The organism is Streptomyces sp. NPDC002206, from assembly GCF_053593595.1.
The window spans coordinates 202826-229206 of record NZ_JBSFCW010000009.1 but is presented as its reverse complement, the minus strand read 5'-3'; the positions used below and the strand labels follow the sequence as shown (position 1 = coordinate 229206).

General features: G+C 70.8%; 21 protein-coding genes. 18 read left to right on the top strand and 3 right to left on the bottom strand.

Annotation, left to right across the window (positions count from 1 at the left end; genetic code table 11):
- Positions 1 to 34 precede the first annotated feature (34 nt).
- The gene (locus tag ACWCP8_RS19525) at positions 35 to 1204 is read left to right on the top strand and encodes a cysteine desulfurase family protein (RefSeq protein ID WP_451117113.1); all 1170 of its coding nucleotides are present in this window, start codon (positions 35 to 37) and stop codon (positions 1202 to 1204) included.
- 21 nt (positions 1205 to 1225) lie between these two features.
- Here ACWCP8_RS19525 and ACWCP8_RS19520 read toward each other — a convergent pair whose 3' ends face one another.
- Entirely contained in the window at positions 1226 to 1906 is a 681-nt protein-coding gene (locus ACWCP8_RS19520) for an N-acetylmuramoyl-L-alanine amidase (RefSeq protein WP_352262988.1), read from the bottom strand.
- Between the two features lie 61 nt (positions 1907 to 1967).
- Between ACWCP8_RS19520 and mnmA the strand changes: the two genes are divergently transcribed.
- Positions 1968 to 3104 (top strand): tRNA 2-thiouridine(34) synthase MnmA, encoded by a 1137-nt coding sequence (mnmA, locus tag ACWCP8_RS19515; protein ID WP_352262990.1) that lies wholly within the window; start codon positions 1968 to 1970, stop codon positions 3102 to 3104.
- Between the two features lie 60 nt (positions 3105 to 3164).
- Here the strand turns inward: mnmA and ACWCP8_RS19510 are convergent, their stop codons facing one another.
- Both ACWCP8_RS19510 and ACWCP8_RS19505 read right to left on the bottom strand, forming a co-directional pair.
- Entirely contained in the window at positions 3165 to 3965 is an 801-nt protein-coding gene (locus ACWCP8_RS19510; RefSeq protein ID WP_352262992.1) for an alpha/beta fold hydrolase, read from the bottom strand.
- A gap of 96 nt (positions 3966 to 4061) precedes the next feature.
- On the bottom strand, positions 4062 to 4397 hold the full coding sequence (locus tag ACWCP8_RS19505; RefSeq protein ID WP_352262994.1) for a DUF427 domain-containing protein: 336 nt from the start codon (positions 4395 to 4397) through the stop codon (positions 4062 to 4064).
- 88 nt (positions 4398 to 4485) lie between these two features.
- Here ACWCP8_RS19505 and ACWCP8_RS19500 point away from each other — a divergent pair, with 88 nt between their 5' ends.
- The 16 genes from ACWCP8_RS19500 to ACWCP8_RS19425 all read left to right on the top strand — a co-directional run bounded on the left by ACWCP8_RS19500 (position 4486) and on the right by ACWCP8_RS19425 (position 26376).
- Entirely contained in the window at positions 4486 to 5025 is a 540-nt protein-coding gene (locus tag ACWCP8_RS19500) for an LOG family protein (RefSeq protein WP_352262996.1), read from the top strand.
- Between the two features lie 28 nt (positions 5026 to 5053).
- Positions 5054 to 5743, top strand: coding sequence for an SDR family oxidoreductase (locus ACWCP8_RS19495; RefSeq protein ID WP_352262998.1), 690 nt, complete (start codon positions 5054 to 5056; stop codon positions 5741 to 5743).
- Between the two features lie 127 nt (positions 5744 to 5870).
- Complete coding sequence (locus ACWCP8_RS19490; protein ID WP_451117109.1) at positions 5871 to 6896, top strand: methionine synthase; 1026 nt, start codon at positions 5871 to 5873, stop codon at positions 6894 to 6896.
- Positions 6897 to 6926: 30 nt separating this feature from the next.
- The gene (gene ligA, locus ACWCP8_RS19485) at positions 6927 to 9122 is read left to right on the top strand and encodes an NAD-dependent DNA ligase LigA (RefSeq protein WP_451117107.1); all 2196 of its coding nucleotides are present in this window, start codon (positions 6927 to 6929) and stop codon (positions 9120 to 9122) included.
- 278 nt (positions 9123 to 9400) lie between these two features.
- On the top strand, positions 9401 to 11590 hold the full coding sequence (locus tag ACWCP8_RS19480) for a putative bifunctional diguanylate cyclase/phosphodiesterase (protein ID WP_451117105.1): 2190 nt from the start codon (positions 9401 to 9403) through the stop codon (positions 11588 to 11590).
- Between the two features lie 169 nt (positions 11591 to 11759).
- Positions 11760 to 12056, top strand: a complete 297-nt coding sequence (gene gatC, locus ACWCP8_RS19475; RefSeq protein WP_352263004.1) for an Asp-tRNA(Asn)/Glu-tRNA(Gln) amidotransferase subunit GatC — start codon at positions 11760 to 11762, stop codon at positions 12054 to 12056.
- A 5-nt stretch (positions 12057 to 12061) separates the two neighbouring features.
- Positions 12062 to 13564, top strand: a complete 1503-nt coding sequence (gatA, locus tag ACWCP8_RS19470) for an Asp-tRNA(Asn)/Glu-tRNA(Gln) amidotransferase subunit GatA (RefSeq protein WP_352263006.1) — start codon at positions 12062 to 12064, stop codon at positions 13562 to 13564.
- Positions 13561 to 13800 carry a hypothetical protein gene (locus tag ACWCP8_RS19465; RefSeq protein ID WP_352263008.1) on the top strand — a complete coding sequence of 80 codons (240 nt, stop codon included), beginning with the start codon at positions 13561 to 13563 and terminating at the stop codon, positions 13798 to 13800. Before gatA ends, ACWCP8_RS19465 begins: the two co-directional genes overlap by 4 nt.
- Before the next feature lie 16 nt (positions 13801 to 13816).
- Positions 13817 to 15325 (top strand): Asp-tRNA(Asn)/Glu-tRNA(Gln) amidotransferase subunit GatB, encoded by a 1509-nt coding sequence (gene gatB / locus ACWCP8_RS19460; protein WP_451117102.1) that lies wholly within the window; start codon positions 13817 to 13819, stop codon positions 15323 to 15325.
- 78 nt (positions 15326 to 15403) lie between these two features.
- Entirely contained in the window at positions 15404 to 16693 is a 1290-nt protein-coding gene (locus ACWCP8_RS19455; protein ID WP_451117100.1) for an SLC13 family permease, read from the top strand.
- 146 nt (positions 16694 to 16839) lie between these two features.
- Positions 16840 to 18948 (top strand): phosphocholine-specific phospholipase C, encoded by a 2109-nt coding sequence (locus ACWCP8_RS19450; RefSeq protein ID WP_352263013.1) that lies wholly within the window; start codon positions 16840 to 16842, stop codon positions 18946 to 18948.
- A 230-nt stretch (positions 18949 to 19178) separates the two neighbouring features.
- Positions 19179 to 21398: an MMPL family transporter gene (locus ACWCP8_RS19445; RefSeq protein ID WP_451117098.1), complete on the top strand. Its 2220-nt coding sequence runs from the start codon at positions 19179 to 19181 to the stop codon at positions 21396 to 21398.
- Positions 21399 to 21478: 80 nt separating this feature from the next.
- Entirely contained in the window at positions 21479 to 22033 is a 555-nt protein-coding gene (locus ACWCP8_RS19440) for a GNAT family N-acetyltransferase (RefSeq protein WP_352263264.1), read from the top strand.
- Positions 22034 to 22119: 86 nt separating this feature from the next.
- On the top strand, positions 22120 to 22752 hold the full coding sequence (locus ACWCP8_RS19435) for a hypothetical protein (RefSeq protein WP_352263016.1): 633 nt from the start codon (positions 22120 to 22122) through the stop codon (positions 22750 to 22752).
- Between the two features lie 257 nt (positions 22753 to 23009).
- Positions 23010 to 23183: a hypothetical protein gene (locus ACWCP8_RS19430; protein ID WP_352263017.1), complete on the top strand. Its 174-nt coding sequence runs from the start codon at positions 23010 to 23012 to the stop codon at positions 23181 to 23183.
- Between the two features lie 58 nt (positions 23184 to 23241).
- A complete protein-coding gene (locus ACWCP8_RS19425; protein ID WP_451117169.1) occupies positions 23242 to 26376 on the top strand; it encodes a helix-turn-helix transcriptional regulator in 3135 nt (1044 codons plus the stop codon).
- Positions 26377 to 26381 lie beyond the last annotated feature (5 nt).

The following is a 26381-nucleotide window of genomic DNA, read 5'->3' as shown; positions in this document are numbered from 1 at the left end:
CGCCCCGCCCCGGGCTCGTAGAATCGAGCCCACCATGGCTTACCTCGACCACGCCGCGACCACGCCGATGCTTCCGGAGGCGATGGCGGCGATGACCGCCCAGCTCGCCGTCACCGGTAACGCGTCCTCACTGCACGCCGCCGGGCGCCGGGCCCGCCGTACCGTCGAGGAGTCGAGAGAGACCCTCGCCGACGCCCTCGGCGCACGCCCCAGCGAGGTGGTCTTCACCTCCGGCGGTACCGAGGCCGACAACCTCGCCGTGAAGGGCCTCTACTGGGCCCGCCGCGACGCCGACCCCCAGCGCACCCGCGTACTCGCCGGTCCCGTCGAGCACCATGCCGTGCTGGACGCCGTCGACTGGCTCGCCGAACACGAGGGTGCGACCGTCGAATACCTCCCTGTCGACGCCTACGGTCGCGTCCACCCGGACGCGCTGCGCGAGGCGATCGCGCGCAACCCCGACGATGTCGCGATGGTCACCGTGATGTGGGCCAACAACGAGATCGGCACCATCATGCCGGTACGTGAACTGGCTGCCGTGGCAGGTGAGTTCGATGTGCCGATGCACTCTGACGCGGTGCAGGCCTTCGGTCAGGTGGAAGTCGACTTCGCCCGGTCGGGACTGGCGGCCATGACCGTCAGCGCGCACAAGATCGGAGGCCCGTTCGGCATCGGCGCGCTGCTGCTCGGCCGCGCCTACACCCCCGTACCCGTGCTGCACGGCGGCGGCCAGGAGCGGCATGTGCGCTCCGGGACGCTCGATGTGCCCGCCATCGCAGCCTTCGCGGTGGCCGGCCGGCTGGCCGCCGACGGCCGCGAGGAGTTCTCGCGGGAGATCGGCGGGCTCCGCGACCAGCTGGTCGCGGCCGTGCTCGCGGCCGTTCCCGACGCCATCCTCGGCGGCGACCCGGCCCCCGGCGGCCGGCTCCCGGCCAACGCCCACTTCACGTTCCCCGGCTGCGAGGGAGACTCCCTGCTCCTGCTGCTGGACGCCCAGGGGATCGAATGCTCCACCGGCTCCGCCTGCACGGCGGGAATCGCCCAGCCCAGCCATGTACTGCTGGCCACCGGCACCGACCCGGACCTGGCCCGCGGCACGCTGCGGTTCTCGCTCGGACACACATCGACCAAGCAGGACGTCGAGGATGTCGCCCGGGCGATCGGCCCGGCGGTCGAGCGCGCGCGGACGGCGGGGCTCAGCTGAACCGGGCGGCGGGCCCCGCGATCACCGGGCGCCCGCTGCCCGCACCAGCTCGATGTACCGGTCCCAGTCCCAGTGCGGACCCGGATCGGTGTGGTCCGTGCCCGGCACCTCCACATGCCCGATGATGTGCGTCCGGTCCACCGGTATCCCGTACCGCCCGCATATCGCGGCCGACAGCCGCGCCGACGCCTCGTACATCGCGGCCGTGAAGTCCTGCGGCCGGTCCACGAACCCCTCGTGCTCGATGCCGACGCTGCGCTCGTTGTACGACTTGTTCCCTGCGTGGAACGCCACATCCAGCTCACGGATCATCTGCGTCACATGACCGTCCTTGCGCACCACGTAGTGCGCCGCCGCACCGTGGGCGGGGTTCTGGAAGACCTTGACCGCGCCGCGGAAGCTGCCCTGGGTCACATGGATGACGACCCGGTCTATGACGTAGTCGGCGGGGCGGTCCGCCCGCCGCCAGTTCGCCGGGGACGCGGCCGTCCACTGCGCCCGCGCGTAATCCAGCTCGCCGGGCTTGCGGGGCTTCTCCACACCGGGCAGCCGCCACCAGGCATGCTCCAGCTTGTCCCGGGCCAGCGCCGCCGTGCCCACCGCCGTGACAGCAGCGCCGATCAGCAACCCGCGCCGACTGATGCCGTCCTCCGCCTTGGCCCCCGCCGACTGCTTGGCGCCTGCCGTCTCCTTGGTCCCCATGAGATCGACAACGCATATCCGCGAGCTTTCGGTTCCCGGCGCCCCGTACCCTGGTGGAGCTATGACTCAGACTTCCCAGCGCCCCCTCCGTGTGCTCGCCGCCATGTCGGGCGGTGTCGACTCCGCCGTCGCCGCGGCCCGCGCCGCCGAGGCGGGCCACGACGTGACCGGTGTGCACCTCGCCCTCTCCGCGAATCCGCAGTCGTTCCGTACCGGAGCGCGCGGCTGTTGCACCATCGAGGACTCCCGCGACGCCCGCCGCGCCGCGGACGTCATCGGCATCCCCTTCTACGTCTGGGACCTGGCGGAACGCTTCCGCGAGGACGTCGTGGAGGATTTCATCGCCGAGTACGAGGCGGGCCGCACGCCCAATCCGTGTCTGCGCTGCAACGAGAAGATCAAGTTCGCGGCGCTGCTCGACAAGGCGCTCGCGCTCGGCTTCGACGCTGTCTGCACCGGCCACTACGCCACCGTCGTGCTGAACGAGGACGGCAGCCGCGAGCTGCACCGCGCCTCCGACATGGCCAAGGACCAGTCGTACGTCCTCGGTGTCCTGGACGAGAGGCAGCTCGCCCACGCGATGTTCCCGCTCGGCGACACCCTCACCACCAAGGACGAGATCCGCGCCGAGGCGGAGGCCCGTGGCCTGGCCGTGGCGAAGAAGCCCGACAGTCACGACATCTGCTTCATCGCCGACGGCGACACCCAGGGCTTCCTGGCCGACCGCCTCGGTGGCAAGGCCGAGGGCGACATCCTCGACGAGTCCGGCAACAGGCTCGGTACCCACGAGGGCGCCTTCGGGTTCACCATCGGTCAGCGCAAGGGTCTGCGCATCGGCCACCCCGCCGCCGACGGCAAGCCGCGCTACGTCCTCGACATCTCCCCGGTGAACAACACGGTGACGGTCGGCCCGGTGGAGGCCCTCGACGTCACGGCGCTGACGGCGATCAAGCCCCGCTGGTGCGGCACGGCCCCGGCCGGCCCCGGCACGTACACCGCGCAGCTCCGCGCCCACGGCGGCGAGACCGAGGTGACCGCCGAGCTCGTGGACGGCACGCTCGACGTCACCTTCACCGAGCCGGTACGGGGCGTGGCCCCCGGCCAGGCGGTCGTGCTGTACGACGGGACGCGAGTGGTCGGCTCGGCGACGATCGCGACGACGGTGCGGCGCACCGAGGCTGCGGTCGGCCTGAGCTAGGGCTGTTCCTTCGAAGCGGGCCGGGCTCGGGCTGCAACGAGGCGTCGTGGGCCGCGGGGCTTACGACGCCCGGCTGACGTGCACGTCCTCGGAGAAGAACTCCGCCAGCACCGGCGCGACCACCTGCGGCGCCAGGTCATGTGTCTGGCCCGTCAGCGTGCGGTGCCGGGCGCATGGGATCGCGTCCGCGAGGATGCGGGTCAGGGTGCGCATCGGGGTGGGACTGAATCCGCCCGTGATCACCATGGTGCGCGCGGTGACGGACCCGAGACGCTCGGTGGGCACCGTGCCGTTGCCGAGGATCGCGTCGTCGTACGCCAGGGTGTGCGCCAGTGATTCGAGGCCGCGCCACAGAGGGGCGTGCCGCATCCGGGCGACCATCTCGGCCGGGATCCCCGCCAGCGACAGGAACAGCTCGAGTGCCCCCGCCCGGTCCCCGGCGGACAGCAGGCGGTGCAGCCGGGTCGCGTAGCGCGCCTTGGCCCGGCGGCCCGGTGCGTCCGGGGCGAACGGCGGTTCGTACACCGCGAGCAGGTCGACGGGCAGCCCCGCGGCCTGCGCCTCCAGCGCCAGGGCGCCGCCGGACGACATCCCGAACACCGAGGCCCGGCCACCGACCCGATCGATCAACGCGGCCAGATCCTCGACCTCGCGCTCGACCACGTACGGCACACCGTCGCCGCTGGAACCGCGGCCGCGCCGGTCGTAGGTCACGACGCTGAACCGCGACGCCAGAAGTTTCGCCAGGGGTGCCTCGGTCGCCGCAGTGCTCAGCGCCCCGCCCACCAGAATCACGGGCGGTCCGTCACCTCTGCGCCGGTGGGCGATCAAAGTGCCGTCACGGGAAGGAGACTTGTCCATGTGCAGATGGACTGCGGCGGACCGCGGAACTCATCGCTGCGGCGACGAAGTTCTTCGAGATTCCTCAACTCCGTAGCTCAGCACGGTGTCCGGCGATCAGTCGGAGACCGTCTCGGTGTCGTAGAAGCAGAAGTGGTCCTTGATCGCGGCGACTTCGGGCTTGGGGTCCGGATAGGCCCAGACGAGATCGGCCGCGTCCGGCAGCGACCAGTAGGAGGCATCCCCCTTGAACGGGCAGTGGGTGTGGGTGTCCGACGCCGTGAGCAGTTCCGTGCGGACGTCCTCGGGCGGCAGGTAGTAGCGGACCGGACAGCCCGTCTCGCGCAGTACGAGCGGACGGCGGCTCTCGGCGAGCAGCTGACCGTCACGCACCACGCGCACATGCTCGGTGCCGGGCTCGACGGTGATCACGTGTCCTGAGGTGGAAGTCATGTCTTGTTCAGCCGTGCCGTGCGCCGGATTCTTCCCCGGATCACCCCCCGTCCCGCGGAGTGTCAGTGGGGGCACTTACCGTTGCTGCATGAACATCTGCGTCTTTCTCTCCGCCGCCGACCTCGACGACCGCTACACGCGGCCCGCGCGCGAGTTCGCCGAGCTGCTGGGCCGCGGCGGACACACGCTGGTCTGGGGCGGGTCGGAGAGCGGGCTGATGAAGGTCGTCGCCGACGGGGTGCAGGAGTCGGGCGGGCGGCTCGTCGGGGTGTCGGTGGACTTCATGGCCGCCCAGGCCCGGACCGATGCCGACGAGATGCTGATCGCACGCGATCTCGCCGAGCGCAAGGCGCTGCTCCTGGAAAAGGCCGACGCCGTCGTGATCATGGTGGGCGGTATGGGGACGCTCGACGAGGCCACCGAGATCCTGGAGCTGAAGAAGCACGGCAAGCACGACAAGCCGGTCGTCCTGCTGAACACGGCGGGTTTCTACGACGGGCTGCGTCTGCAGTTCCAGCGCATGGAGGACGAGGGCTTCCTGCCCCTGCCCCTCACCGACCTGGTGTTCTTCGCAAAGGACGGGGTCGGCGCGCTGGCCTACCTGGAGGAGTGGTCCGGCATCCGGTAGCGATGCGGCCGGATGCGACCATGGGCGCATGTCCACTCACCTCATCACCGGCGCCGGCTCCGGCATCGGAGCAGCTGTCGCCCGCCGTCTCCTGGAGCGCGGTGACGAACTCGTGCTGCTGGCCCGTGACGCGGGCCGCGCCAAGGAGCTGGCCGCGCTCCACCCCGGAGCCCGCACGCTCGTCGGCGACCTCGGCAACCCGGACCGGCTCTCCTGGGCGTTCGCGCAGCAGTCGCTCCCGGAACGGATCGACTCGCTGCTGCACATCGCGGGCGTCGTGGAGCTGGGCCAGGTCGGGGAGCTCACGCCCAAGGCATGGCACTTCCAGCTCAACACCAACCTGGTCGCCCCTGCCGAGCTGACCCGGCTCTTCCTGCCGCAACTGCGCGTGGCCCACGGCCATGTCGTCTTCGTGAACTCGGGCGCCGGGCTCAGCGCACACGCCGAGTGGGGCGCGTACGCCGCGAGCAAGCACGGCCTGAAGGCGCTCGCCGACTCGCTGCGCGAGGAGGAGCACGGAAACGGTGTCCGGGTGAGCTCCGTCTACCCCGGACGCACTGCCAGCCCCATGCAGGCCAAGGTGCACCAGCAGGAGGGCAAGGAGTACGACGCCTCCCGGTTCATCGACCCGGAGTCCGTGGCGACCACGATCCTGATGGCGATCGACCTGCCGCGCGATGCCGAGGTCAACGACCTCACGGTCCGCCCCGGGCACTGAGGCCCCGGACGCCGAGTCCGCAGAGGCCGAGTCCCCGACGCCGGGTGGAGCCCGGCCCGGCGCGGCCCGCGGTCGTCGGCCGCCGGGCCCGCGACGGGCCCGGCGGCCCGGACCGTAGGCTTCCTGCGTGACCGAGAAAAGCAAGTTCAGCGGGTGCCGCGCGACCGGGATCGGATCCATGCCCGGGGGAGACGCGCGGGAGGCGGCGAAGACCGTCACCGGGTCCTTCGCGGACGGTGAAGGCCTGCCGCATCTGCCGGAGCTGCCCGCACGCGGGCCCGGCGCCGACATGATCGGGCGGACCATCGGACTGCTCGTCGACATGTACGGCCATGTCGAGCCCAGCGGCTGGCGCATCAGTGACCGGCCGGGCCGCGACACCCGGCGGGCCCGTTCCTGGCTGGGTGAGGACCTCGACGCCCTGGAGGAGTTCACCCAGGGGTACGAGGGACCGCTCAAGGTCCAGGCCGTCGGTCCCTGGACGCTCGCCGCCGCACTGGAGCGGCGGGGCGGCGAGGCCGTGCTCGGCGACCCGGGTGCCTGCCGCGATCTGGCGGCCTCCCTGGTCGAGGGGCTGCTGGGTCATCTCGCGGAGGTACGGCGCAGGATGCCCGGCGCCCGGGTGATCCTCCAGCTCGACGAACCGTCCCTGACCGGCGTACTGCGCGGGCACATCAGGACGGCGAGCGGCTACCGCACCTACCGGGCCGTGGACCGGCAGGTGGTGGAGGGCACGCTCCGCGATGTCCTGGCGGCGAACGGAGAAGAGGCGGCGCTCGTGCACACCTGCGCGCCCGACGTGCCGTTCGCGCTGCTGCGCCGGGCCGGTGCCGACGGCATCTCGTTCGACTTCTCACTGCTCACCGAGCGTGAGGAGGAGGCGATCGGGGAAGCGGTCGAAGGCGGTACGCAGCTCTTCCTCGGGGTGGTCCCCGGCACCGACCCGGCTTCGGGCGCATTGTCGGACCCGGGCGGTAGCGTCATGGGTGTCAGGACGCTGTGGCGCAGGCTGGGGCTGAATCCGGGGACTCTCGCCGAGTCGCTGGTGATCACCCCGTCGTGCGGGCTCGCAGGTGCGTCGCCCGCGTACGCGCGCGCCGCGCTCGCCCACTGCGCCCGGGCCGCGAGATCGCTCGCAGACAACCCTGAGTAAGCGGGTATCGGGTAACGGGAGGACGAGACGATGGCCGGCGGACAGAAATCGGAAGTGCCCGCGGAGGCGCAGCAGCGGCATGCGCTCCTTGCGGAGCAGATCGAGGAGCACCGCTTCCGGTACTACGTGAACGACCAGCCGGTCGTCAGCGACGCCGAGTTCGACCGGCTGATGCGCTCGCTGCAGGACCTGGAGGACGAGTACCCGCAGCTGCGTACGCCCGAGTCGCCGACCCAGAAGGTCGCGGGGCCGTACCGGACGGAGTTCACCTCGATCGAGCACCGCGAGCGGATGCTCTCCCTGGACAACGCCTTCGACGACGAGGGGCTGGCGGTCTGGGCCGAGCGCGTCGCCAAGGACGTCGGCACCAGCGCCTACCACTTCCTGTGCGAGCTCAAGGTGGACGGCCTCGCGGTCAACCTCACGTACGAGCAGGGGCTGCTGACCCGCGCCGCGACCCGCGGCGACGGCCGCACCGGCGAGGACATCACCCCCAACGTCCGCACGATCGCCGAGATCCCGCACCGGCTGAAGGGCGACCGGATCCCGGCGCTCGTCGAGATCCGCGGCGAGGTCTTCTTCCCGATGGAGGCGTTCGAGGAGCTCAACGCCCGGCTGGTGGCGGCCGACGACAAACCGTTCGCCAACCCGCGTAACGCGGCGGCCGGTTCACTGCGCCAGAAGGACCCGAAGGTCACCGCAGGCCGCCCGCTGCACATGGTGGTGCACGGCATCGGCGCCCGCGAGGGCCTCGAGATCGACCGGCTCTCGCATGCCTACGAGCTGCTGCACGAATGGGGCCTGCCCACCGCGAAGTACAACAAGGTCGTCGACTCCCTCGACGGCGTCAGGGAGTTCATCGCGTACTTCGGCGAGAACCGGCACTCCGTGGAGCACGAGATCGACGGCGTCGTCGTCAAGCTCGACGAGATCGCGCTCCAGGGCCGGCTGGGCTCCACCTCGCGCGCCCCGCGCTGGGCGATCGCCTGGAAGTACCCGCCGGAGGAGGTGAACACCAAGCTGGTGAACATCCGGGTCGGTGTCGGACGCACCGGCCGGGTCACTCCGTACGCACAGGTCGAACCCGTCGAGGTGGCGGGCTCCGAGGTCGAGTTCGCCACCCTGCACAACCAGAACGTGGTGAAGGAGAAGGGCGTCCTCATCGGGGACACGGTGGTGATCCGCAAGGCGGGCGACGTGATCCCGGAGATCCTCGGCCCGGTCGTCGATCTGCGGGACGGCACCGAGCGGGCGTTCGTGATGCCGATCCACTGCCCCGAGTGCGGGACGGAGCTGCGGCCCATGAAAGAGGCCGACATCGACGTCCGCTGTCCCAACGCGCGCTTCTGCCCCGCGCAGTTGCGCGAACGCGTCGCCTATCTCGCGGGCCGCAAATGCCTGGACATCGACCACTTCGGCTATGTCGCGGCGGCCGCCCTGACCAAGCCGCTGGAGCCCACCGAGCCGCCCCTGCGCGATGAGAGCGACCTCTTCGGGCTGACGATCGAGCAGCTGCTGCCGATCCGGGCCTACGTCCTGGACATGGACAGCGGACTGCCCAAGCACGATCCGAAGACCGGCGAGGCGAAGACCGCCCTGGTCTTCGCCAACCAGCACGGCGAGCCGAAGAAGAACGCCGTGGCGATGCTCGAATCGGTCACCGCCGCCAAACTGGCGCCGCTGGCCCGGATCCTCACCGGGCTCTCGATCCGTCATGTCGGTCCGGTCGCGGCCGAGGAGCTGGCCCGTCAGTTCCGTTCGATGGACCGCATCGAGGCGGCGACCGAGGAGGAGCTGGCCGCAGCGGACGGTGTCGGACCCATCATCGCCGCCTCGGTCACCCAGTGGTTCGCGGAGGACTGGCACCGGGAGATCGTGCGCAAGTGGCGGGAGGCCGGGGTCCGGATGGCCGACGAGAGCGCGGGTGAGGACGAGGCGCCGCGTCCGCTCGAAGGGCTCACCGTCGTCGTCACGGGCACGCTGGCCGATCACACCAGGGATGGCGCGAAAGAGGCCCTGCAGAGCCGTGGGGCAAAGGTGACCGGATCCGTTTCGAAGAAGACCTCCTTCGTGGTGGTCGGCGACAATCCGGGCTCGAAGTACGACAAGGCGATGCAACTGAAGGTTCCGGTTCTGGACGGGGCGGGCTTCGCCGTACTGCTCGAACAGGGGCCTGACGCGGCACGCGAGGCGGCTGTACCGGTCGCCGTACCGGTCGAGGAGTAGCCGAGCCGCGGCGGGCCCGGACGGGCGAAGGGCATGACCGGGAAGCCCGGTTCACCCGTTCGGCGCATACCAGATGCTGAGCGATGGCCAGTTCGCATTCAGGCAAGAGCTGTAGAGCGCTGCCCGTAGGGGCGTTCCGCGGCCTACTGTTGAGACGTGCGCCTGCCGTGCCCGGACGCGTGACGGTAATCCCGGCTGCGTGACGGTCATGGGTTCGTGGTGGCATGGGAGCGGGACGAGCAGGTGACATCGGCACCGCCGGCTGTGAGAGGGACGGAATGAAACCGACCGAGAGCGCCGCACCGGTGTCGCGGCTGCAAGGTTTCCTCGGCCTCATGCCCAAAGTGGGTGCCGCCGTTGTACTGATCGCCGCTGCTCAGTTGGCGACCGGCTTCTACCGGACCGTGAGCGCCGGACACGCACTCTTCCCGAACGGTGCGGCCGGCTGGTCGCTCGCCGTCCTCACCGGGATCATCGTCGGCCATCTCGTAGCGCTCGGGCGGGACCGCTGGTGGGGCGGCACCGGAGCAGGCGCCGCCCTCACCCTCGCCGTGCTGCTGCTCTACGGCTGGGTGCCCGCCGGCCTGGTCAGCCTGGTCGTCGTCGTGCTCGTCGGGGTGGCCCGCAGACACCGCTGGTGGCAGGGGCTGCTGCATGGTGCGGTGGACATCCTGGGGATAGGTGCGGCGGCCCTGGTCCTCGCCGCGTTCGGCGACCTGCAGACCGTCGAGTCGCCCTGGCAGCCACTCGACTGGGGAATCGACGCCGTCCCGGAAGTCATTCTGGCCGCCTCCGCCTATCTCGTCGTCACCAGGGTCCTCCTCTGGTACGCACGGGCACCCCAGGGCGGCGGGCTGCCGACCATCGCCCGCACCGCCCTGCTGCGCCAGGGGCTCGTCGCGGTCGCGCTCCTCGGGCTCGCCCCGCTGATCTGCGTCGTCGCGATCGCCACTCCCGTACTGCTGCCGCTGTTCGCCGTTCCGCTGATCGCCCTGGACTCCACCCTCTGGATCGCCCGGGCCCGGGCCGAGGAGCAGCTGCGGGACCCGCTGACCGGACTGCCCAACCGGCAGTGGCTGCTGGAGCGCACATGGACAGCGCTGGAGGACGCCGAGAACATCGGCGCCAGGTCCGCGCTCGTCCTGATCGACCTCGACCGGTTCCGTGCGGTCAACGACACCCTCGGCCATCTCGCGGGGGACCGGCTGCTGCTGCAGATCGCGGAGCGGCTCCGACTGGCCCTGCCGCGCGGAGCGGAGGCCGCCCGGCTCGGCGGCGACGAGTTCGCCGTACTGCTGCCGACCGCGGACTCCACCACCAGTGCCCAGCGCGTCGCCCGCCATCTGGTCGCCGAGCTCTCCTCACCACTGGACCTCGACGGCCTCACCCTGGTGCTGGAGGCCAGCGCCGGAGTCGCCGTCTACCCCGACCACGCGCTGGACGCCGAAGGGCTGCTCAGACGGGCGGACGTGGCGATGTACCAGGCCAAGCGGGACCGTACGGGTGTCGAGGTGTACGAGTCGAAGCGGGACAGCAACACCCCGGACCGGCTCGGACTCCTCGGGGACCTCCGGCGCGCGCTGGACGCCGGCGAGGTGGAGCTCCACTACCAGCCGAAGGTCCGGTTCGACGGCCAGGTGGCCGGGCTCGAGGCGCTGGTGCGCTGGGTGCACCCGGAGCGCGGCCGGGTCCCTCCGGACGAGTTCATCGCCATCGCCGAGTCCTCGGGTCTGATGCCGCACCTCACCGAGTACGTGCTGGAGACTGCGCTTGCCCAGGTCGCCCGGTGGCGGGCGCAGGGGCTGTTCGTCCCGGTCGCGGTCAACGTCTCCCCGCGCGACGTCCACACCCCGGGCTTCGCGGGCGGCGTCGCGGCCCGGCTCGCCCGGCACGGCGTCCCGGCCGGCTCCCTTCAGTTGGAGATAACGGAACACGTGCTGCTGGAGGATCCGCAGCGCGCCGCGGACACGCTGGCCGGCCTGACCGGGCACGGCGTGAAGATGTCCCTCGACGACTTCGGTACGGGGTACTCCTCGCTGGTCCACCTGCGCCGGCTGCCGGTCAGCGAGCTGAAGATCGACCGGTCCTTCGTCGCCCGGCTGGCCGTCGACAACGAGGACGCGGAGATCGTCCGCTGCACCATCGACCTGGCCCACTCGCTCGGCCTGCTGGTCGTCGCCGAGGGCGTCGAGGACGACGAGACGTGGGAGCGGCTGCGGGACCTGCGCTGCGATGCGGTGCAGGGGTGGCTGGTCGCGGCCGCGATGCCGCCGCAGGAGACGACGGCGTGGCTGCGGGCGCGCGGCGAGCACGGCTGGCGGCGGCCGGCGGAGCTGGAGGCGGCGGCCGCCGCGGCCGCTGCCGCCGCATCGGGCGTGACGGGGGTGACGGGCGTGACGGCAGCGGTGGCCGAGTTGGAACAGCGGAAGCCGGGGCGGGCCGCGCAGTCGCGTCCGGCGACGACATGAGCGGGCCCGGCGGCCCGGATCCCGGCGGCGGAATCGAGCCGATCGCCCCCGATACGGGCACGGCCGGAGGCTGACCGGAGGCGAGTGTTCCGTGGGTGGCGGCTCCGTCAGCGCCGGACCCCATAGGATTGGGGCCAAAACCACAACACTCACCCCTGAGGATCGCTGCATGCCTGGCATCACGCGCGAGGAGGTCGCCCACCTCGCCCGACTGGCGCGTCTGGAGCTGAAGGGCGAAGAGCTCGATCACTTCGCCGGTCAGCTCGACGACATCATCGGCGCGGTCGCCCGCGTCTCCGAGGTCGCCGACCAAGACGTACCGCCGACCTCCCACCCGCTGCCGCTGACCAATGTCATGCGCGCGGACGAGGTCCGTCCGTCGCTCACATCCGAGCAGGCGCTCTCCGGCGCCCCGGCCCAGGAGCAGCAGCGTTTCAAGGTGCCGCAGATCCTGGGGGAGGACTAACAGCCATGACGGACAACAGCTCCATCATCAAGCTCACCGCCGCCGAGATCGCCGCGAAGATCGCTTCCGGCGAGCTCACGGCCGTCGAGGTCACCGAGGCGCACCTGGCCCGGATCGACGCGGTCGACGAGAAGGTCCACGCCTTCCTGCACATCGACCGTGAGGGCGCGCTCGCGCAGGCCCGTGCCGTCGACGCGAAGAAGGCCGCGGGCGAGAAGCTCGGCCCGCTGGCCGGTGTCCCGCTCGCGCTGAAGGACATCTTCACCACGAAGACCATGCCGACCACCGTCGGCTCGAAGATCCTCGAGGGCTGGGTCCCGCCGTACGACGCGACCCTGACCAAGAAGCTGAAGGCCGCCGACGTCGTCATCCTCGGCAAGACCAACATGGACGAGTTCGCCATGGGGTCCTCCACCGAGAACAGTGCCTACGGCCCGACCGGTAACCCGTGGGACCTCACCCGGATCCCGGGCGGCTCCGGAGGTGGCTCCTCGGCCGCCCTCGCGTCGTTCGAGGCCCCGCTCGCCATCGGCACGGACACCGGCGGTTCCATCCGGCAGCCCGCCGCCGTCACCGGCACCGTCGGCGTCAAGCCCACCTACGGTGCGGTCTCCCGCTACGGGATGGTCGCCTTCTCGTCCTCCCTCGACCAGGGCGGCCCGTGCGCCCGTACGGTCCTGGACGCGGCGCTGCTGCACGAGGCGATCGCCGGACACGACCCGCTGGACTCGACGTCCATCGACGCCCCGGTCCCGCCGGTCGTCGAGGCCGCCCGCAACGGCAGCGTCGACGGCATGCGCATCGGCGTCGTCAAGCAGTTCTCCGGCGAGGGCTACCAGGCCGGTGTCGTCCAGCGTTTCAACGAGTCGGTCGAGCTTCTGAAGTCGCTCGGTGCCACCGTCGTCGAGCTGGACTGCCCGTCCTTCGACCTGGGTCTGTCGGCGTACTACCTGATCGCGCCGTCCGAGTGCTCCTCGAACCTGGCCCGCTTCGACGCCATGCGGTACGGCCTCCGGGTCGGCGACGACGGCACGAAGTCCGCCGAGGAGGTCACCGCGCTCACCCGCGAGGCCGGCTTCGGCGACGAGGTCAAGCGCCGCATCATCCTCGGTACGTACGCACTCAGCTCCGGCTACTACGACGCGTACTACGGCTCGGCGCAGAAGGTCCGCACCCTCATCACCCGGGACTTCGAGAAGGCCTTCGAGCAGGTCGACGTGATCGTCTCCCCGACGACGCCGACCACCGCCTTCCCGATCGGCGAGCGCGCCGACGACCCGATGGCGATGTACCTGGCCGACCTGTGCACCATTCCGACCAACCTGGCAGGCAACTCCGCGATGTCGCTGCCCTGCGGTCTGGCACCGGAGGACGGTCTGCCGGTCGGTCTGCAGATCATCGCCCCCGCCATGAAGGACGACCGGCTGTACAAGGTCGGGGCCGCCGTCGAGGCCGCCTTCGTGGAAAAGTGGGGGCACCCGCTGCTGGAGGAGGCTCCGTCACTGTGAGCGCACTGACCAAGGCCAAGGGCTTCAAGAAGTCCAAGACCGGTACGTACCTGTCCATCGGCACCACCGCGTTCGGTGCGGTCGGCGTGCTCAAGCAGGCCAAGAAGGCACGCTCCGAGCACGACACGCTCCGGCTGGTCGACGCCGTCGTCTCCGCTGCCGCCATCGCCACCGGCATCGCTCTGCTCTACCGAGAGCTGAAGCGCCTGGGCGACGACGACGTACTGCTGGGTTGAGAGGGAAAGTTTCACCGTGACTGTCACTGACCTGGTGCCGTACGAGGACGCCCTCGCGACGTACGACCCCGTCATGGGCCTCGAGGTCCATGTCGAGCTCGGCACCAAGACCAAGATGTTCTGCGGCTGCTCCACCGAGCTGGGCGCGGAGCCGAACTCGCAGACGTGCCCGACCTGCCTCGGCATGCCCGGCTCGCTGCCGGTCGTCAACGCCATCGGCGTCGAGTCCGCCATCAAGATCGGTCTCGCGCTGAACTGCGAGATCGCCGAGTGGTGCCGCTTCGCCCGGAAGAACTACTTCTATCCGGACATGCCGAAGAACTTCCAGACCTCGCAGTACGACGAGCCGATCGCCTTCGACGGCTATCTGGACGTCCAGCTGGAGGACGGGGAGACCTTCCGGGTGCAGATCGAGCGCGCCCACATGGAGGAGGACACCGGTAAGTCGCTGCACGTCGGCGGCGCCACCGGCCGTATCCACGGCGCGTCCCACTCCCTGCTGGACTACAACCGTGCGGGCATCCCGCTCATCGAGATCGTCACCAAGCCGATCGAGGGAGCGGGCGCGCGCGCCCCCGAGGTCGCGAAGGCGTACGTCGCCGAGCTGCGCGAGCTCATCAAGGCGCTCGGCGTCTCCGAGGCTCGCATGGAGCAGGGCCAGATGCGCTGCGACGTGAACCTGTCGCTGCGCCCCAACGGCACCGAGACGTTCGGTACCCGCTCCGAGACGAAGAACGTGAACTCGCTGCGTTCCGTCGAGCGTGCGGCCCGTTACGAGATCCAGCGCCACGCCGCGGTGCTGAACTCCGGCGCCAAGGTGGTGCAGGAGACCCGGCACTTCCACGAGGAGGACGGCTCCACCACGGCCGGCCGCATCAAGGACAACGCCGAGGACTACCGCTACTTCCCGGAGCCGGACCTGGTGCCTGTCGCCCCGGCCCGCGACTGGGTCGAGGAGCTGGGCAAGGGGCTTCCCGAGCTGCCGCGCGTACGCCGCAACCGGCTGCGCGAGGAGTGGGGCGTCTCGGAGTTCGACATGCAGTCGATCCTCAACGCGGGCGCGGTCGACCTGATCGTCGCCACGACCGAGGCGGGTGCCCCGTCCGACCAGGCCCGCAAGTGGTGGATGGGCGAGCTGGCCCGGAACTCCAACGAGACCGGTGTCGCCCTGGACGAGCTGGCGATCACCCCGGCGCAGGTCGCCAGGGTGACCGAGCTCGTCGCCTCCGGCGACCTCAACGACAAGCTGGCGCGCCAGGTCATCGAGGGTGTCCTCGCGGGCGAGGGCGACCCGGACGCCGTCGTCGAGAAGCGCGGCCTGAAGGTCGTCTCGGACGAGGGCGCGCTGGGCGCGGCCGTGGACCAGGCCATCGCCGCCAACGCGGCCGTCGCGGACAAGATCCGCGGTGGCAAGGTTGCGGCGGCGGGTGCACTCGTCGGCGCGGTCATGAAGGCCACCCGCGGCCAGGCGGACGCGGCCCGGGTGCGCGAGCTGATCCTGGAGAAGCTCGGCGTCGAGGGCTGAGTCCTTCGCGCAGCTGTCGCTGCGTCTGTACGTAGGTGAAGGGGCGGTGCACCCGGCCAACGGGTGCACCGCCCCTTCATGATTCCTTGCGCGTCCGGAGAGAGTCCGCTGAACACCGTCACCGCCGAGATCGTCTCCGTCGCGCTGCTCCTCGCGGTGCTGGCGTTCGCCGTCGTACGCCCCCGGGGGCTGCCCGAGGCGACGATCGCCGTACCCGCCGCCGTGCTGGTGGTGGTCCTCGGCGCGGTGCCGTTCGCGGACGCACGGTCCCAGGTCGGCAGCCTGCTGCCGGTCGTCGGCTTCCTCGCCGCCATTCTCGTGCTGGCCCAGCTCTGCGCCGACGAAGGGCTGTTCACGGCTGCCGGCGATCTGGTCGCCCGGGCCTGCCGGGGGCGGACCGGGCCACTGCTCGGTGGGGTCTTCGTCGTCGCCGCGGTGATCACGGCCGTGCTCAGCCTGGACGCGACGGTGGTGCTGCTGACGCCCGTGGTCCTCGCGACGGCCGTCCGCGTCGGCGCCCGCCCCCGACCGTACGTCTATGCCTGCGCGCATCTCGCCAACTCGGCGTCCCTGCTGCTTCCCGTCTCCAACCTCACCAACCTTCTGGCGTTCACCGCGAGCGGACTCTCCTTCACGCGGTTCGCCGCGCTGATGACCCTGCCGTGGCTGGCGGCTGTCGCCGTCGAGTACGTCGTCTTCCGCCGGGTCTTCGCCGCCGACCTGGCCGCGGGCGCGCACCCGCCGGAGCCGGACAAGGACAGTCCCGGCGTCCCCGTCTTCACGCTCGTCGTCCTCGCCCTGACACTGGCGGGCTTCGTCATCACCTCGTTCGCGGGCGCGGAACCGCTGTGGGCAGCGCTGGCCGGGGCGGCGGTGCTCGCGGTCCGGGCGCTGGGACAGCGCAGGACGACGGTCAAGGGCCTGGTGCACGCCGCCCACCCGCTGTTCTGCCTCTTCGTCCTCGCCCTCGGCGTGGTGGTCAAGGCGGTCGTCGACCACGGTCTCGGCGCAGGGATCGGCACGCTCCTGCCCGATGATTCCTCACTGCCCGCGCTTCTGACGGTGGCAGCGGTGGCGGCCGTGCTCGCCAACCTGATCAACAACCTGCCCGCGATCCTGGCACTGCTCCCGGTCGTCGCGGCGGCCGGGCCCGGGCCGCTGCTCGCCGCCCTGATCGGGGTGAACCTCGGCCCGAACCTCACGTACGTCGGCTCGCTCGCCACCCTCCTTTGGCGCCGCATCCTGCACACCCATGGCGTCGTGCCCGAACTGGGCCACTTCACCCGGCTCGGGCTGCTGACCGTACCGGCGACACTGGTCGTGTCGACGGTCGCGCTGTGGGGAGCGCTGCACACGATCGGGGTGTGACCGGTGCCGGGGCAGGGCAGGGCAGGCGGTCCGGGCTTTCCGGGGTGACCCGCTGTACGTTCACCGCCGGGCCGCGCGGTGGTCTTTCTGCCGCCACCTGGCTTGATTAGCTTCCCGGCTGTACGACCGGACTCGGGAGGCTCAACTTGACCACGGACATCTCACGGCGACGACTCTTCGCGCTCGGCGGCGGCGCCCTCGGTGCCGCGGCGGCCGGGTCGCTGCTGCCGCCGTCGCTGCAGGCCGCGCTCGCCGCGCAGCCGGTGCGCCCGGCGGGGTCCGGCGGACTCGGGGACATCAGGCACGTGGTGATCCTGATGCAGGAGAACCGTTCCTTCGATCACTACTTCGGGTCTCTGCGCGGCGTACGCGGCTTCGGTGACCGCAACGCGATCGAACTGCCCTCCGGCAAGCCCGTCTTCGAGCAGCCAGGAGCATCGGGCACCTCCGTGCTGCCGTTCCCGGTCCGGGACGCCGCCGCGATACAGAAGAAGGATCTCCAGTACATAGGCGCCCTCGACCACTCCTGGAGCGGCGGCGGCAAGGCGTGGGCCGGCGGCTGGATGAACGGCTGGGTGACCGCGAAGACGGCCGCCACCATGGCGTACTACGACCGCCGCGACATCCCGCTGCACTACGAACTGGCCGACACCTTCACGGTCTGCGACGCCTACCACTCGTCCATCCACACCTCCACCAGCCCCAACCGGAACCACCTGTGGAGCGGGAAGACGGGCTTCGAGGCGAACGGCAAGCGGGCGGTCGGCAACGACGCGTACAGCGAGGGCACCCATCCGGGATACGGCTGGAGCACGTACGCGGAACGGCTGGAGAAGGCCGGGCACAGCTGGAAGACGTACACCGAGTGGGAGAACTTCACCGACAACCAGATCGAGTTCTTCGCCACGTTCAAGGCGATCGCCCGCAAGGCGCTGGCGAAGACCGGCGGCCACACCTATATGGAGTCCTTCTACGCGGCCGTCCGTGACACGGACGACGCGGCGGAGCGCGAGCGGCTGCTCGGACTGCTGGAGGACGGGGTCGTCACGCTCACCGAGGCCGAACGCAGCCTCTTCGAGCGAGCGCTGCGCCGGGTCGAGACCGGCACGCTGGCCGACGCGTTCGCCGCGGACGTCGCGGCGGGCACCCTGCCCGAAGTCTCCTACCTGGTGCCGTCGGCGGTCGACTCCGAGCACCCGAGCGTCTCCTCCCCGATCCACAGCGCGACGGTCGTCTACAAGGTTCTGGACGCCCTCGGCAGGCACCCCGATGTGTGGCGGCACACCGCCGTCATCATCAACTACGACGAGAACGACGGCTTCTTCGACCATGTCCCGCCGCCGGTCGCGCCGCCCGAGGTGACCGACGAGCAGTGGGAGTCCAAGCCCACCGGCCTCGGGGTGCGCGTGCCGCTGCTCGTCGTGTCGCCGTGGACCGTCGGCGGCTATGTCTGCTCCGAGGTCTTCGACCACACATCCGTGATCCGCTTCCTGGAGCGGTGGACGGGCGTGCAGGAACCGAACATCAGCGACTGGCGGCGCACGGTCACCGGTGATCTGACGTCGGCCTTCGACTTCACGCGCGGACGGCGCCGGCCCGAGGTGGAGCAACCGGGCGTCATCCCGCCGTTCAGCGGACGCTGGGCGCCGAAGCCGCCCGCCGTCCAGCAGATGCCCGTACAGGAGCCCGGTGTCCGGCCCGCCCGTCCGCTGCCCTACCAGCCGGACGCGCAGGCGAAGATCGTGGACGGGGCGGTGCGGGTCGCCCTCAGCAACACGGGCCGTTCGTCGGCGCACTTCGCGCTCTACCCGTACGCGGGCGAGTTCCCCGTCCCGCAGCACCGGGACGTAAGGGGCACGGCGATCTGGACGGTGCCCCTTGCCGGTGAGGCGTACCGGTTCACGGTGACCGGGCCGAACGGCTTCCGCCGCGAGTTCGCCGGATCCGCCGAAGAAGGACCCGAGGTCGCCACCTGGGTCGACGTCCACGAGCGCGATCTGCACCTCACCTTGCGCAACACGGGGCGGCGCACGCTCACCTACACCGTCCGGCCGCTGGGCTACGTCGACGAGGCGGACCTGCGGGACTGGACGAGGACGATCAAGGTCAAGCCGGGGCGGAGCCGTACGGTCGTCCACTCGGCGGCCGACGCGCACGGATGGTACGACCTGGCCGTCACGGTCGACGGGGACGATGTCTTCCGCCGTCGGCTGATGGGACACATCGAGAACGGCCGGGCGAGCGTCTCCGGCTGACCGGAACAGGCGTCGTGGGCGGGCCCACCCGGACGGGGACGCGCGGGAGGGCGGGAGATGGACGGGGCGCGGGCATGTAAGGGAATAATCAGACACTGTGAGCATCGCCACGAAAAGGGCAAATGATCAATAGTGGCTGCCAGAGTGACGGTTCTCAGGTCATGTGTTCTTTGCGGGCTGTTCCACAGATCTCCCGATAAAGATCCACGAACCACCAGGGAGCGCGTCCGTTGGCTGCCATCGCCCGCTGGTGCATCACGCACCGTCTCCTCGCTGTCCTCATCTGGCTGCTCGCCCTCGGCGGCGCGGCCACCGCGGCGGGCACGGCGGGTTCCGCTTACTCCAACGACTACGAGGTGCCCGGCACGGAGTCGGGCAGGGCGACCCAGCTGCTCAAGAGCGGCTTCACGGACCTGGGCGGCGACACCGACACCGTCGTCTGGCACACCACCGGATCCACCGTCCGGGCCACCGACGTCGTACAGACGATGACGCGGACTCTGCACGCGATCGAGGAGCTGCCGGGCGTCGGAGACGTCACCGGACCCTACGGGGCCTCCGGCGTCGGGCAGATCAGCGCGGACGGACACACCGCCTACGCCACGATCACCTTCGACCAGCAGGCCGACGACATCCCGGTGCAGCAGGCCCGGACCGTCGTCGACACCGCGAAGGCAGCCGCCGGTGACGGGCTCCAGGTGGAGGTGGGTGGCTCCGTGGCCGCCCTCACCGAAGCGTCGTCCGCCCACCTCAGCGAGGTCATAGGGGTGGTCGTCGCCGCGGTCGTCCTCTTCCTCGCTTTCGGCTCGCTCGCCGCAAGCCTGCTGCCCATCGCCACCGCCCTCGTCTCGGTCGGAACGGCGTCCGCGGGCATCGTGCTGCTCGGGCACTTGATGACCGTCGCCGACTTCGCCCCCATGCTGGGCATGCTGATCGGGCTCGGCGTCGGCATCGACTACGCCCTGTTCATCGTCACCCGGCACCGCAGAGGGCTGCGGCGTGGCCTGCCGGTCGCCGAGGCGGCGCAGAACGCCGTCACGACGACGGGGCGTGCCGTCGTCTTCGCCGGGGCAACCGTCTGTATCGCACTGCTCGGCATGCTGATCCTGCAGCTCGGGTTCCTCAACGGCGTCGCCATCGCCGCGTCGCTCACCGTCGTGCTGACCGTCGCCGCCTCGGTGACACTGCTGCCCGCACTGCTGTCGTTCATCGGGATGCGGGCACTGAGCCGGCGCGAGCGCAGACAGCTCGCCGAGCAGGGACCGCAGCCCGAACTGCCCACCGGCTTCGCTGCGTGCTGGTCCGCCTTCGTCGAACGTCACCCCAAGCTGCTCGGCATGGCCGCCGCCGCGGTGATGCTGGTGCTCGCACTGCCGACGTTCTCACTGCATCTGGGCACCTCCGACCAGGGCAACAACGCCTCGTCGTCGACCACCCGGCAGGCGTACGACCTGCTGGCCGACGGTTTCGGGCCCGGCGTCAACGGTCCGCTGACGATCGCCGCACAGCTCGACGGCGCCGACGACCGGCTCGCGATGGACGCACTGCCCGCCACACTGCGGGACACCGACGGCGTGGCATCGGTCAGCCCCGTCACGTACAACAACAGCGGCGACACGGCGTTCGTCACCGTCGTCCCGACATCGTCGCCGCAGTCCCAGCGGACGAGCGCCCTCGTCGACCGGCTGCGCACGGACGTCCTGCCGCACGCCGAGGAGAACACCTCGCTCCGGGCCCATGTCGGAGGGGTGACAGCCGGCTACGACGACTTCGCGCAGGTCATCATCGGTAAACTTCCGCTCTTCATCGGGGTCGTCATAGGTCTCGGTTGTCTGCTTCTCCTGCTGGCCTTCCGGTCGATCGGCATTCCGCTGAAGGCGGCCGCGATGAACGTGGCCGCCGTCGCCTCCTCGTTCGGGGTCGTCATCGCGATCTTCCAGTGGGGGTGGGGGAGCGAGCTGCTCGGGCTCGGCAGCGCCGGCCCCATCGAACCCTTCCTACCGGTGATCATGGTGTCCGTGCTCTTCGGACTCTCCATGGACTATCAGGTGTTCCTGGTCGGCCGGATGTACGAGGAGTGGCTGGAGAGCGGCGACAACCGGCGGGCGGTCCGGGTCGGCCTCGCCGAGACCAGCCGGGTGATCAACTCCGCCGCGGTGATCATGATCTCGGTCTTCCTCGCCTTCGTGCTCAGCGGGGACCGGGTCATCGCGATGTTCGGCATCGCGCTCGCGGCGGCGGTGGCGCTCGACGCCTTCGTCCTGCGGACGCTGCTGGTACCCGCCCTGATGCACATGCTGGGTGGTGCGAACTGGTGGCTGCCGCGCTGGCTGGAACGGCGGCTGCCGCACATCAGCATCGAGCCGCCCGAGTGCTGGGAGACGCATGCGAGGATTTCCGGGGCGCGCAGCAGCGAGGACGACGGATCGGTCGCACAGCGTGTCCACTGAGATCTCATTCCGGTCTCTTGAGACGGACCTGTCGAGACCGAATCCTCGAGACCGACATCGACCGACATCGAAGGAGCATGATGTTCGCGGTATCCCTGGGTGACGACGGTGCGGAACTGCGCCCGCTGGAGATCTGGCAGGCGGAGGAGTTCCTCGCCCACATCGACCGGGCACGCGATCTCGTCGACCCGTGGATCCCCTTCGCCACCTTCGCCACCGACCTCGAATCGGCGCGCGCCCTGCTGCAGCGGTACGCCGACAAGCAGGCGGCCGACACGGGCCGGCTGTACGGCATCTGGCTGCACGGCACCCTCGTCGGCGGCGTCCTGTTCCGGATCTTCGACACCGAGTCCGGGAACTGCGAGGTCGGCTGCTGGCTGGAGTCGGCGGGGGAGGGGCGTGGCCTGGTGACCCGGGCGGTGCGGAAGCTGATCGACTGGGCGGTCGAGGAGCGCGGCATGCACCGTGTGGAGTGGGTGGCGTCCTCCGCCAACACCCGCAGTGTGGCGGTCGCGAAGCGGCTCGGGATGACGCGCGACGGGGTGCTGCGCGAGAACTACCCGTACCGCGGAGTGAGGCACGACTCGGAGATATGGTCCGTCCTGGCGCCCGAGTGGCGCGCACAGCGGGGCTGAGGCGGGGCCGGAGAGCCGGGGCGGGCCTGCCGGACCGGCCGTGGCCGTTAAGGACATTCTCATCCGGGCCACCTAGCGTGCGGCACATGAACCCCACGACTTCCAAGACTCCCATAGCTCCCACCGCCGAAGGCGACGGGGAGAAGGCGGCGGACCGCCTCGACAAGGAGGCGATCGAAGCCGAGGGCGAGCGCACGGTGAGCGACGGCAGCGGCCTCGACGCCGACGCGGACCGGGGCTCCGGCCTGGACCACGACCTCGAAGACGACCTAGAAGGCGACCTGGAGGACGACGACTCCGACCGGGCCCCGGCGGGGCTCGCCGCGGCCGCCGCGGCCGTTGTCGCCACCGGCCTCGGCGTCGTCGGTCTCACCGGGGCCTGGACCGGCCGGGTCGTCGCCGAGCGCGAGACCCTGCTGGGACAGATGAAGACCGCCTCCGGCGGCTCGGTGACCCGGCAGATCTCCGAGATCTACGGTGACGCCTGGCACTCCACTGCCCTCGTCAACGGCATCTTCGCCCTGCTGGCCCTGCTCGTCGGCGTCTTCGCCCTGGTCCGCCCGGCCTTCGGCGCACCCGCCAAGGACCCGCAGCCCGGCTGGGTCCGCGCCGTCGCGACCGCCGGCATCGCGCTCGGCGTCCTCGGCGTACTGATCTCCGTCGGCATGTACTTCGACCTCATCGTCGCCCTGCCGGCGGCGAGCGCAGCCGCCGGCTGAGAGCCACGACTGAGCAGTACGCAACTACCAGCGGTGCCCTAAGGCATCCACCCGGGGGGCCTAGGTCCGCATGCGGCAACCGTCGCGTGCGCCTAAGGCCCCCACTCCGTAGAGATGCGGAACTCGCCCGATGCGGCGACACCCCCTGGGAGACGACAGTAGAGGCACGGCAGAAACCGGGCCCGGCCGATCCGGGCCGGCCCACCGACTGCCCCTCCACCAGGCCTCAACAGGCCGTCGTCATCAGGGAGAAGCACATGTACACGTACGAGCTCCACAAGATCCACGAAGCCGAACTCCTCCGCAGGGCCGAGCTGGAGCGCGTCGTCCGGCAGGCCCGCCGGGCCCGCCGCGCCGCGCGCCGGTCCGGACGCCAGGAGGACGAAGGGGCGGTGAGTACGTTCCGGAATCGATTCGTCCGCGCCGCGTGACGAGCGTGCGATGAGCGCCGATTCCCTTCCCACCGTCACCGTGTCGGACCCATGTGCGATGCTCGGCGGCGTGGAGACCAGGTCCGTCAGTCCCGTGTTCGTCGGCCGCGCAGGCGAACTCACCTCGCTCACCGATGCGCTCGCCCGCGCCACCGCCGGGCCCCCCGGCCGTCCGGGAGCCCCGGGCGGAGAACCGCAGGCGCTGCTCATCGGTGGCGAGGCGGGCGTCGGCAAGACGCGGCTGGTCGAGGAATTCCTGACGGCGGCCGGCCGACGCGAGGCCGTCGTCGCCGTCGGCGGCTGCGTCGAGATCGGCGCCGACGGGCTGCCGTATGCCCCGTTCTCCACGGCGCTGCGCGCCCTGCGCCGCACCCTGCCCGACGAAATGGCCGCAGCCTGCGCCGGGCAGGAGGGCGAACTGGCGAGGCTCCTCCCCGAACTCGGCGAAGCCGACCGGGACGCCACCGACGAGCACGGAACCGCCCGCCTCTTCGAGCTCACCGCACGGCTGTTGGAACGCATCTCCGCCGACCGGCCCGTCGTTCTCGTCCTGGAGGACCTGCACTGGGCCGACGCCTCCACCCGGCACCTCCTGGCCTATCTCTTCCGCACGCTGCGCAGCGGCCGCCTCGTCGTGGTCGGCACCTACCGGGCCGACGACATCCACCGCCGTCACCCCCTGCGCCCGCTCCTCGCCGAACTGGACCGGCTCCGCACCGTCCGCCGGATCGAACTCGCCCGCTTCAACCGCGCCGAGGTCGGTCGCCAGCTCACCGGCATCCTGGCGGCCACCCCCGAACCCGCCCTCGTCGACGAGATATTCGAACGGTCCGACGGCAACGCCTTCTTCGTCGAAGAGCTCGCCTGCAGCCTGGAGTGCGGCGACAGCTCCGGACTCTCCGACTCACTGCGCGACCTCCTCCTCGTCCGCGTCGAAGCGCTCTCGGAAGACGCCCAGAAGATCGCCCGGATCATCGCCGAGGGCGGCTCCACCGTCGAGTACGAACTACTGGCCGCGGTCTCCGGCCTCGCCGAGGACGACCTCATCGAGGCGCTGCGGGGAGCCGTCGGCGCCAACCTGCTGCTCACTACGCCGGAGGGTAACGGCTACCGCTTCCGGCACTCGCTGGTCCGCGAGGCCGTCAGCGACGATCTGCTGCCCGGCGAACGCTCCCGGCTCAACCGCCGCTACGCCGAGGCGCTGGAAGCCGACCCCACCCTCGTCCGCGCCGGTGAGCGCGCCACCCGCCTCGCCAGCTACTGGTACGGCGCACACGATGCGGCCAAGGCCCTCCCCGCCGTGCTGAAGGCCTCCGTCGAGGCCCGCCGCCGCTACGCCTTCTCCGAGCAACTGCGGCTGCTGGAAAGAGCCATGGAGCTGTGGGACGACGTCCCCGACGAGATACGCCGCACCCTGCGCCCCATCGACTACGCCGAGGTCTACCCGGCGTGCGGCGGCGAACCGGACACCACCCCGCTGCGCTACCTCGACCTGATGGCCGAAGCCACCGTCGCCGCCCGCTTCGGCGACGACCGCGAACGAGCCCTCGCCATCTCCAAGAAGGCCATACGGGTCCTGGACGGCGAGGCGGACCCGCTGCGCGCCGCCTGGTTCTGGGTCCAGCGCTCCCACTTGGTGCAGGCCCTCACCCGCGGTGACGGCTGGCAGGAACTGGCCACCGCTCAGGACCTGGTCCGCGGTCTGCCGCCGTCCGCCGTGCACGCCGACGTCCTCATGAGCGTGGCCGGCTGGGGCGCGCTGCACCGCCCCGGCGCCGAGACACTCGCCGCCGCCGACCGGGCCGTGGAGTACGCCCAACTCGTCGGCGACGAGTACATCGAGCTGCACGCCCGGCTCACCCGAGGCTGGCTCACCGCCGACGCCGGCGCCGTCGACGAGGGCATCGCCGAGATGTACGCCGTCCGCGACAGAGCCGATGAACTCCACCTTGTCGGCATCATGGGCCGCGCCAGCATCAACCTCCCCTCCACACTCGAAGCGATGGGCCGTTCCCTGGAAGCCGTGGCCGCCTCGGACCACGGGATCGAGGTCTGCCACCGCCACGGCATCCCCGACACGGAGGCCTGGGTCCGCTCCAACCAGGCGATGTCGTACTTCTCCCTCGGCCACTGGGACGAGAGCCAGGCCACCATCGACGTGGCCGCCCGGGCCGCCCAGTCCCGCAAGGCGCACGGCCTCGTCGCCTCGCGCCGCACCGAGCTGGCCCTCGCTCGCGGTGACCTCGCCGAGGCCGAGGTGCAACTAGCGCTGAGCCAACGCTACTTCGGCTCCCGAGACCCGCAGCCCCAGCACCTCATCAGCCCGGTCCGTCACGCCATGACCCTTGCCGTGCAACAGGGCCGCCTCGCCGAGGCGCGGGCCGCATTCGAGGCCCAGGCGGAACTGGGTTTCCCGCCCGGCACCCAGCGGTACGCGCTGTCCCTGCTCCAGATCGCCGCCACGGCCGAGGCGGACGCCCGTGGCCTGCCCGCCACGGAGCCCGGACGTCCGGCGATCCTTGCCCTGATCCGTAAGCAGCTGAAGCAGTTGCCGATGCTCGTCCCGGTCTGGGCCGCTTACGGTCTGCTGATCAACGCCGAGCTGGCCCGCGCCGAGGGCACCGACACCCCCGACCACTGGTCCCGTGCGGCCGCCGCCTTCGCCCCCCTGCACCGCCCCTACGAACTGGCGCAGGTCCACCACCGCTGGGCAGAAGCCCTCCTCATCGCCTCCGGCGACCGGGCCAGGGCCACCAGCCTCCTGCGCGACGCGCACAGCACCGCCGAACGGCTCGGTGCGCGTCCGCTGACCGAGACCATCGAGCTGCTGGCCGGCCGCGCCCGCATCACGCTCGCCACCTCCGTCGACGAGATCCCGACCGCCGTCACCGTCCCGGCCGACGACGCCACCATGGACAAGGCGGCGGAGCGCGAACACGCCGAGGAGCAGCGCCAGGACGCGGCGGCCGCGGCAGTGGAGTCGTTCGGGCTGACGCGGCGCGAGCAGGACGTGCACCGGCTCGTCGCCGCCGGGCACACGAACCGGAGGATTGCCGAGGAGCTCTACATCTCGCCCAAAACCGCGAGCGTGCACGTCTCCAACATTCTTGCCAAGCTCGGCGTCTCCAGCCGCGGCGAGGCCGCGGCGCTCGCCCACCGCCTCCGTCTGTACCGTGCCCGCGAGGTGTCATAGCCGGG

Coding starts and splice junctions, on each gene's coding strand:
- ACWCP8_RS19525 (WP_451117113.1), top strand. CDS start 35: ATGGCTTACCTCGACCACGCCGCGACCACGCCGATGCTTCCGGAGGCG.
- ACWCP8_RS19520 (WP_352262988.1), bottom strand. CDS start 1,906: ATGGGGACCAAGGAGACGGCAGGCGCCAAGCAGTCGGCGGGGGCCAAG.
- mnmA (WP_352262990.1), top strand. CDS start 1,968: ATGACTCAGACTTCCCAGCGCCCCCTCCGTGTGCTCGCCGCCATGTCG.
- ACWCP8_RS19510 (WP_352262992.1), bottom strand. CDS start 3,965: ATGGACAAGTCTCCTTCCCGTGACGGCACTTTGATCGCCCACCGGCGC.
- ACWCP8_RS19505 (WP_352262994.1), bottom strand. CDS start 4,397: ATGACTTCCACCTCAGGACACGTGATCACCGTCGAGCCCGGCACCGAG.
- ACWCP8_RS19500 (WP_352262996.1), top strand. CDS start 4,486: ATGAACATCTGCGTCTTTCTCTCCGCCGCCGACCTCGACGACCGCTAC.
- ACWCP8_RS19495 (WP_352262998.1), top strand. CDS start 5,054: ATGTCCACTCACCTCATCACCGGCGCCGGCTCCGGCATCGGAGCAGCT.
- ligA (WP_451117107.1), top strand. CDS start 6,927: ATGGCCGGCGGACAGAAATCGGAAGTGCCCGCGGAGGCGCAGCAGCGG.
- ACWCP8_RS19480 (WP_451117105.1), top strand. CDS start 9,401: ATGAAACCGACCGAGAGCGCCGCACCGGTGTCGCGGCTGCAAGGTTTC.
- gatC (WP_352263004.1), top strand. CDS start 11,760: ATGCCTGGCATCACGCGCGAGGAGGTCGCCCACCTCGCCCGACTGGCG.
- gatA (WP_352263006.1), top strand. CDS start 12,062: ATGACGGACAACAGCTCCATCATCAAGCTCACCGCCGCCGAGATCGCC.
- ACWCP8_RS19455 (WP_451117100.1), top strand. CDS start 15,404: ATGATTCCTTGCGCGTCCGGAGAGAGTCCGCTGAACACCGTCACCGCC.
- ACWCP8_RS19440 (WP_352263264.1), top strand. CDS start 21,479: ATGTTCGCGGTATCCCTGGGTGACGACGGTGCGGAACTGCGCCCGCTG.
- ACWCP8_RS19435 (WP_352263016.1), top strand. CDS start 22,120: ATGAACCCCACGACTTCCAAGACTCCCATAGCTCCCACCGCCGAAGGC.
- ACWCP8_RS19430 (WP_352263017.1), top strand. CDS start 23,010: ATGTACACGTACGAGCTCCACAAGATCCACGAAGCCGAACTCCTCCGC.
- ACWCP8_RS19425 (WP_451117169.1), top strand. CDS start 23,242: ATGCTCGGCGGCGTGGAGACCAGGTCCGTCAGTCCCGTGTTCGTCGGC.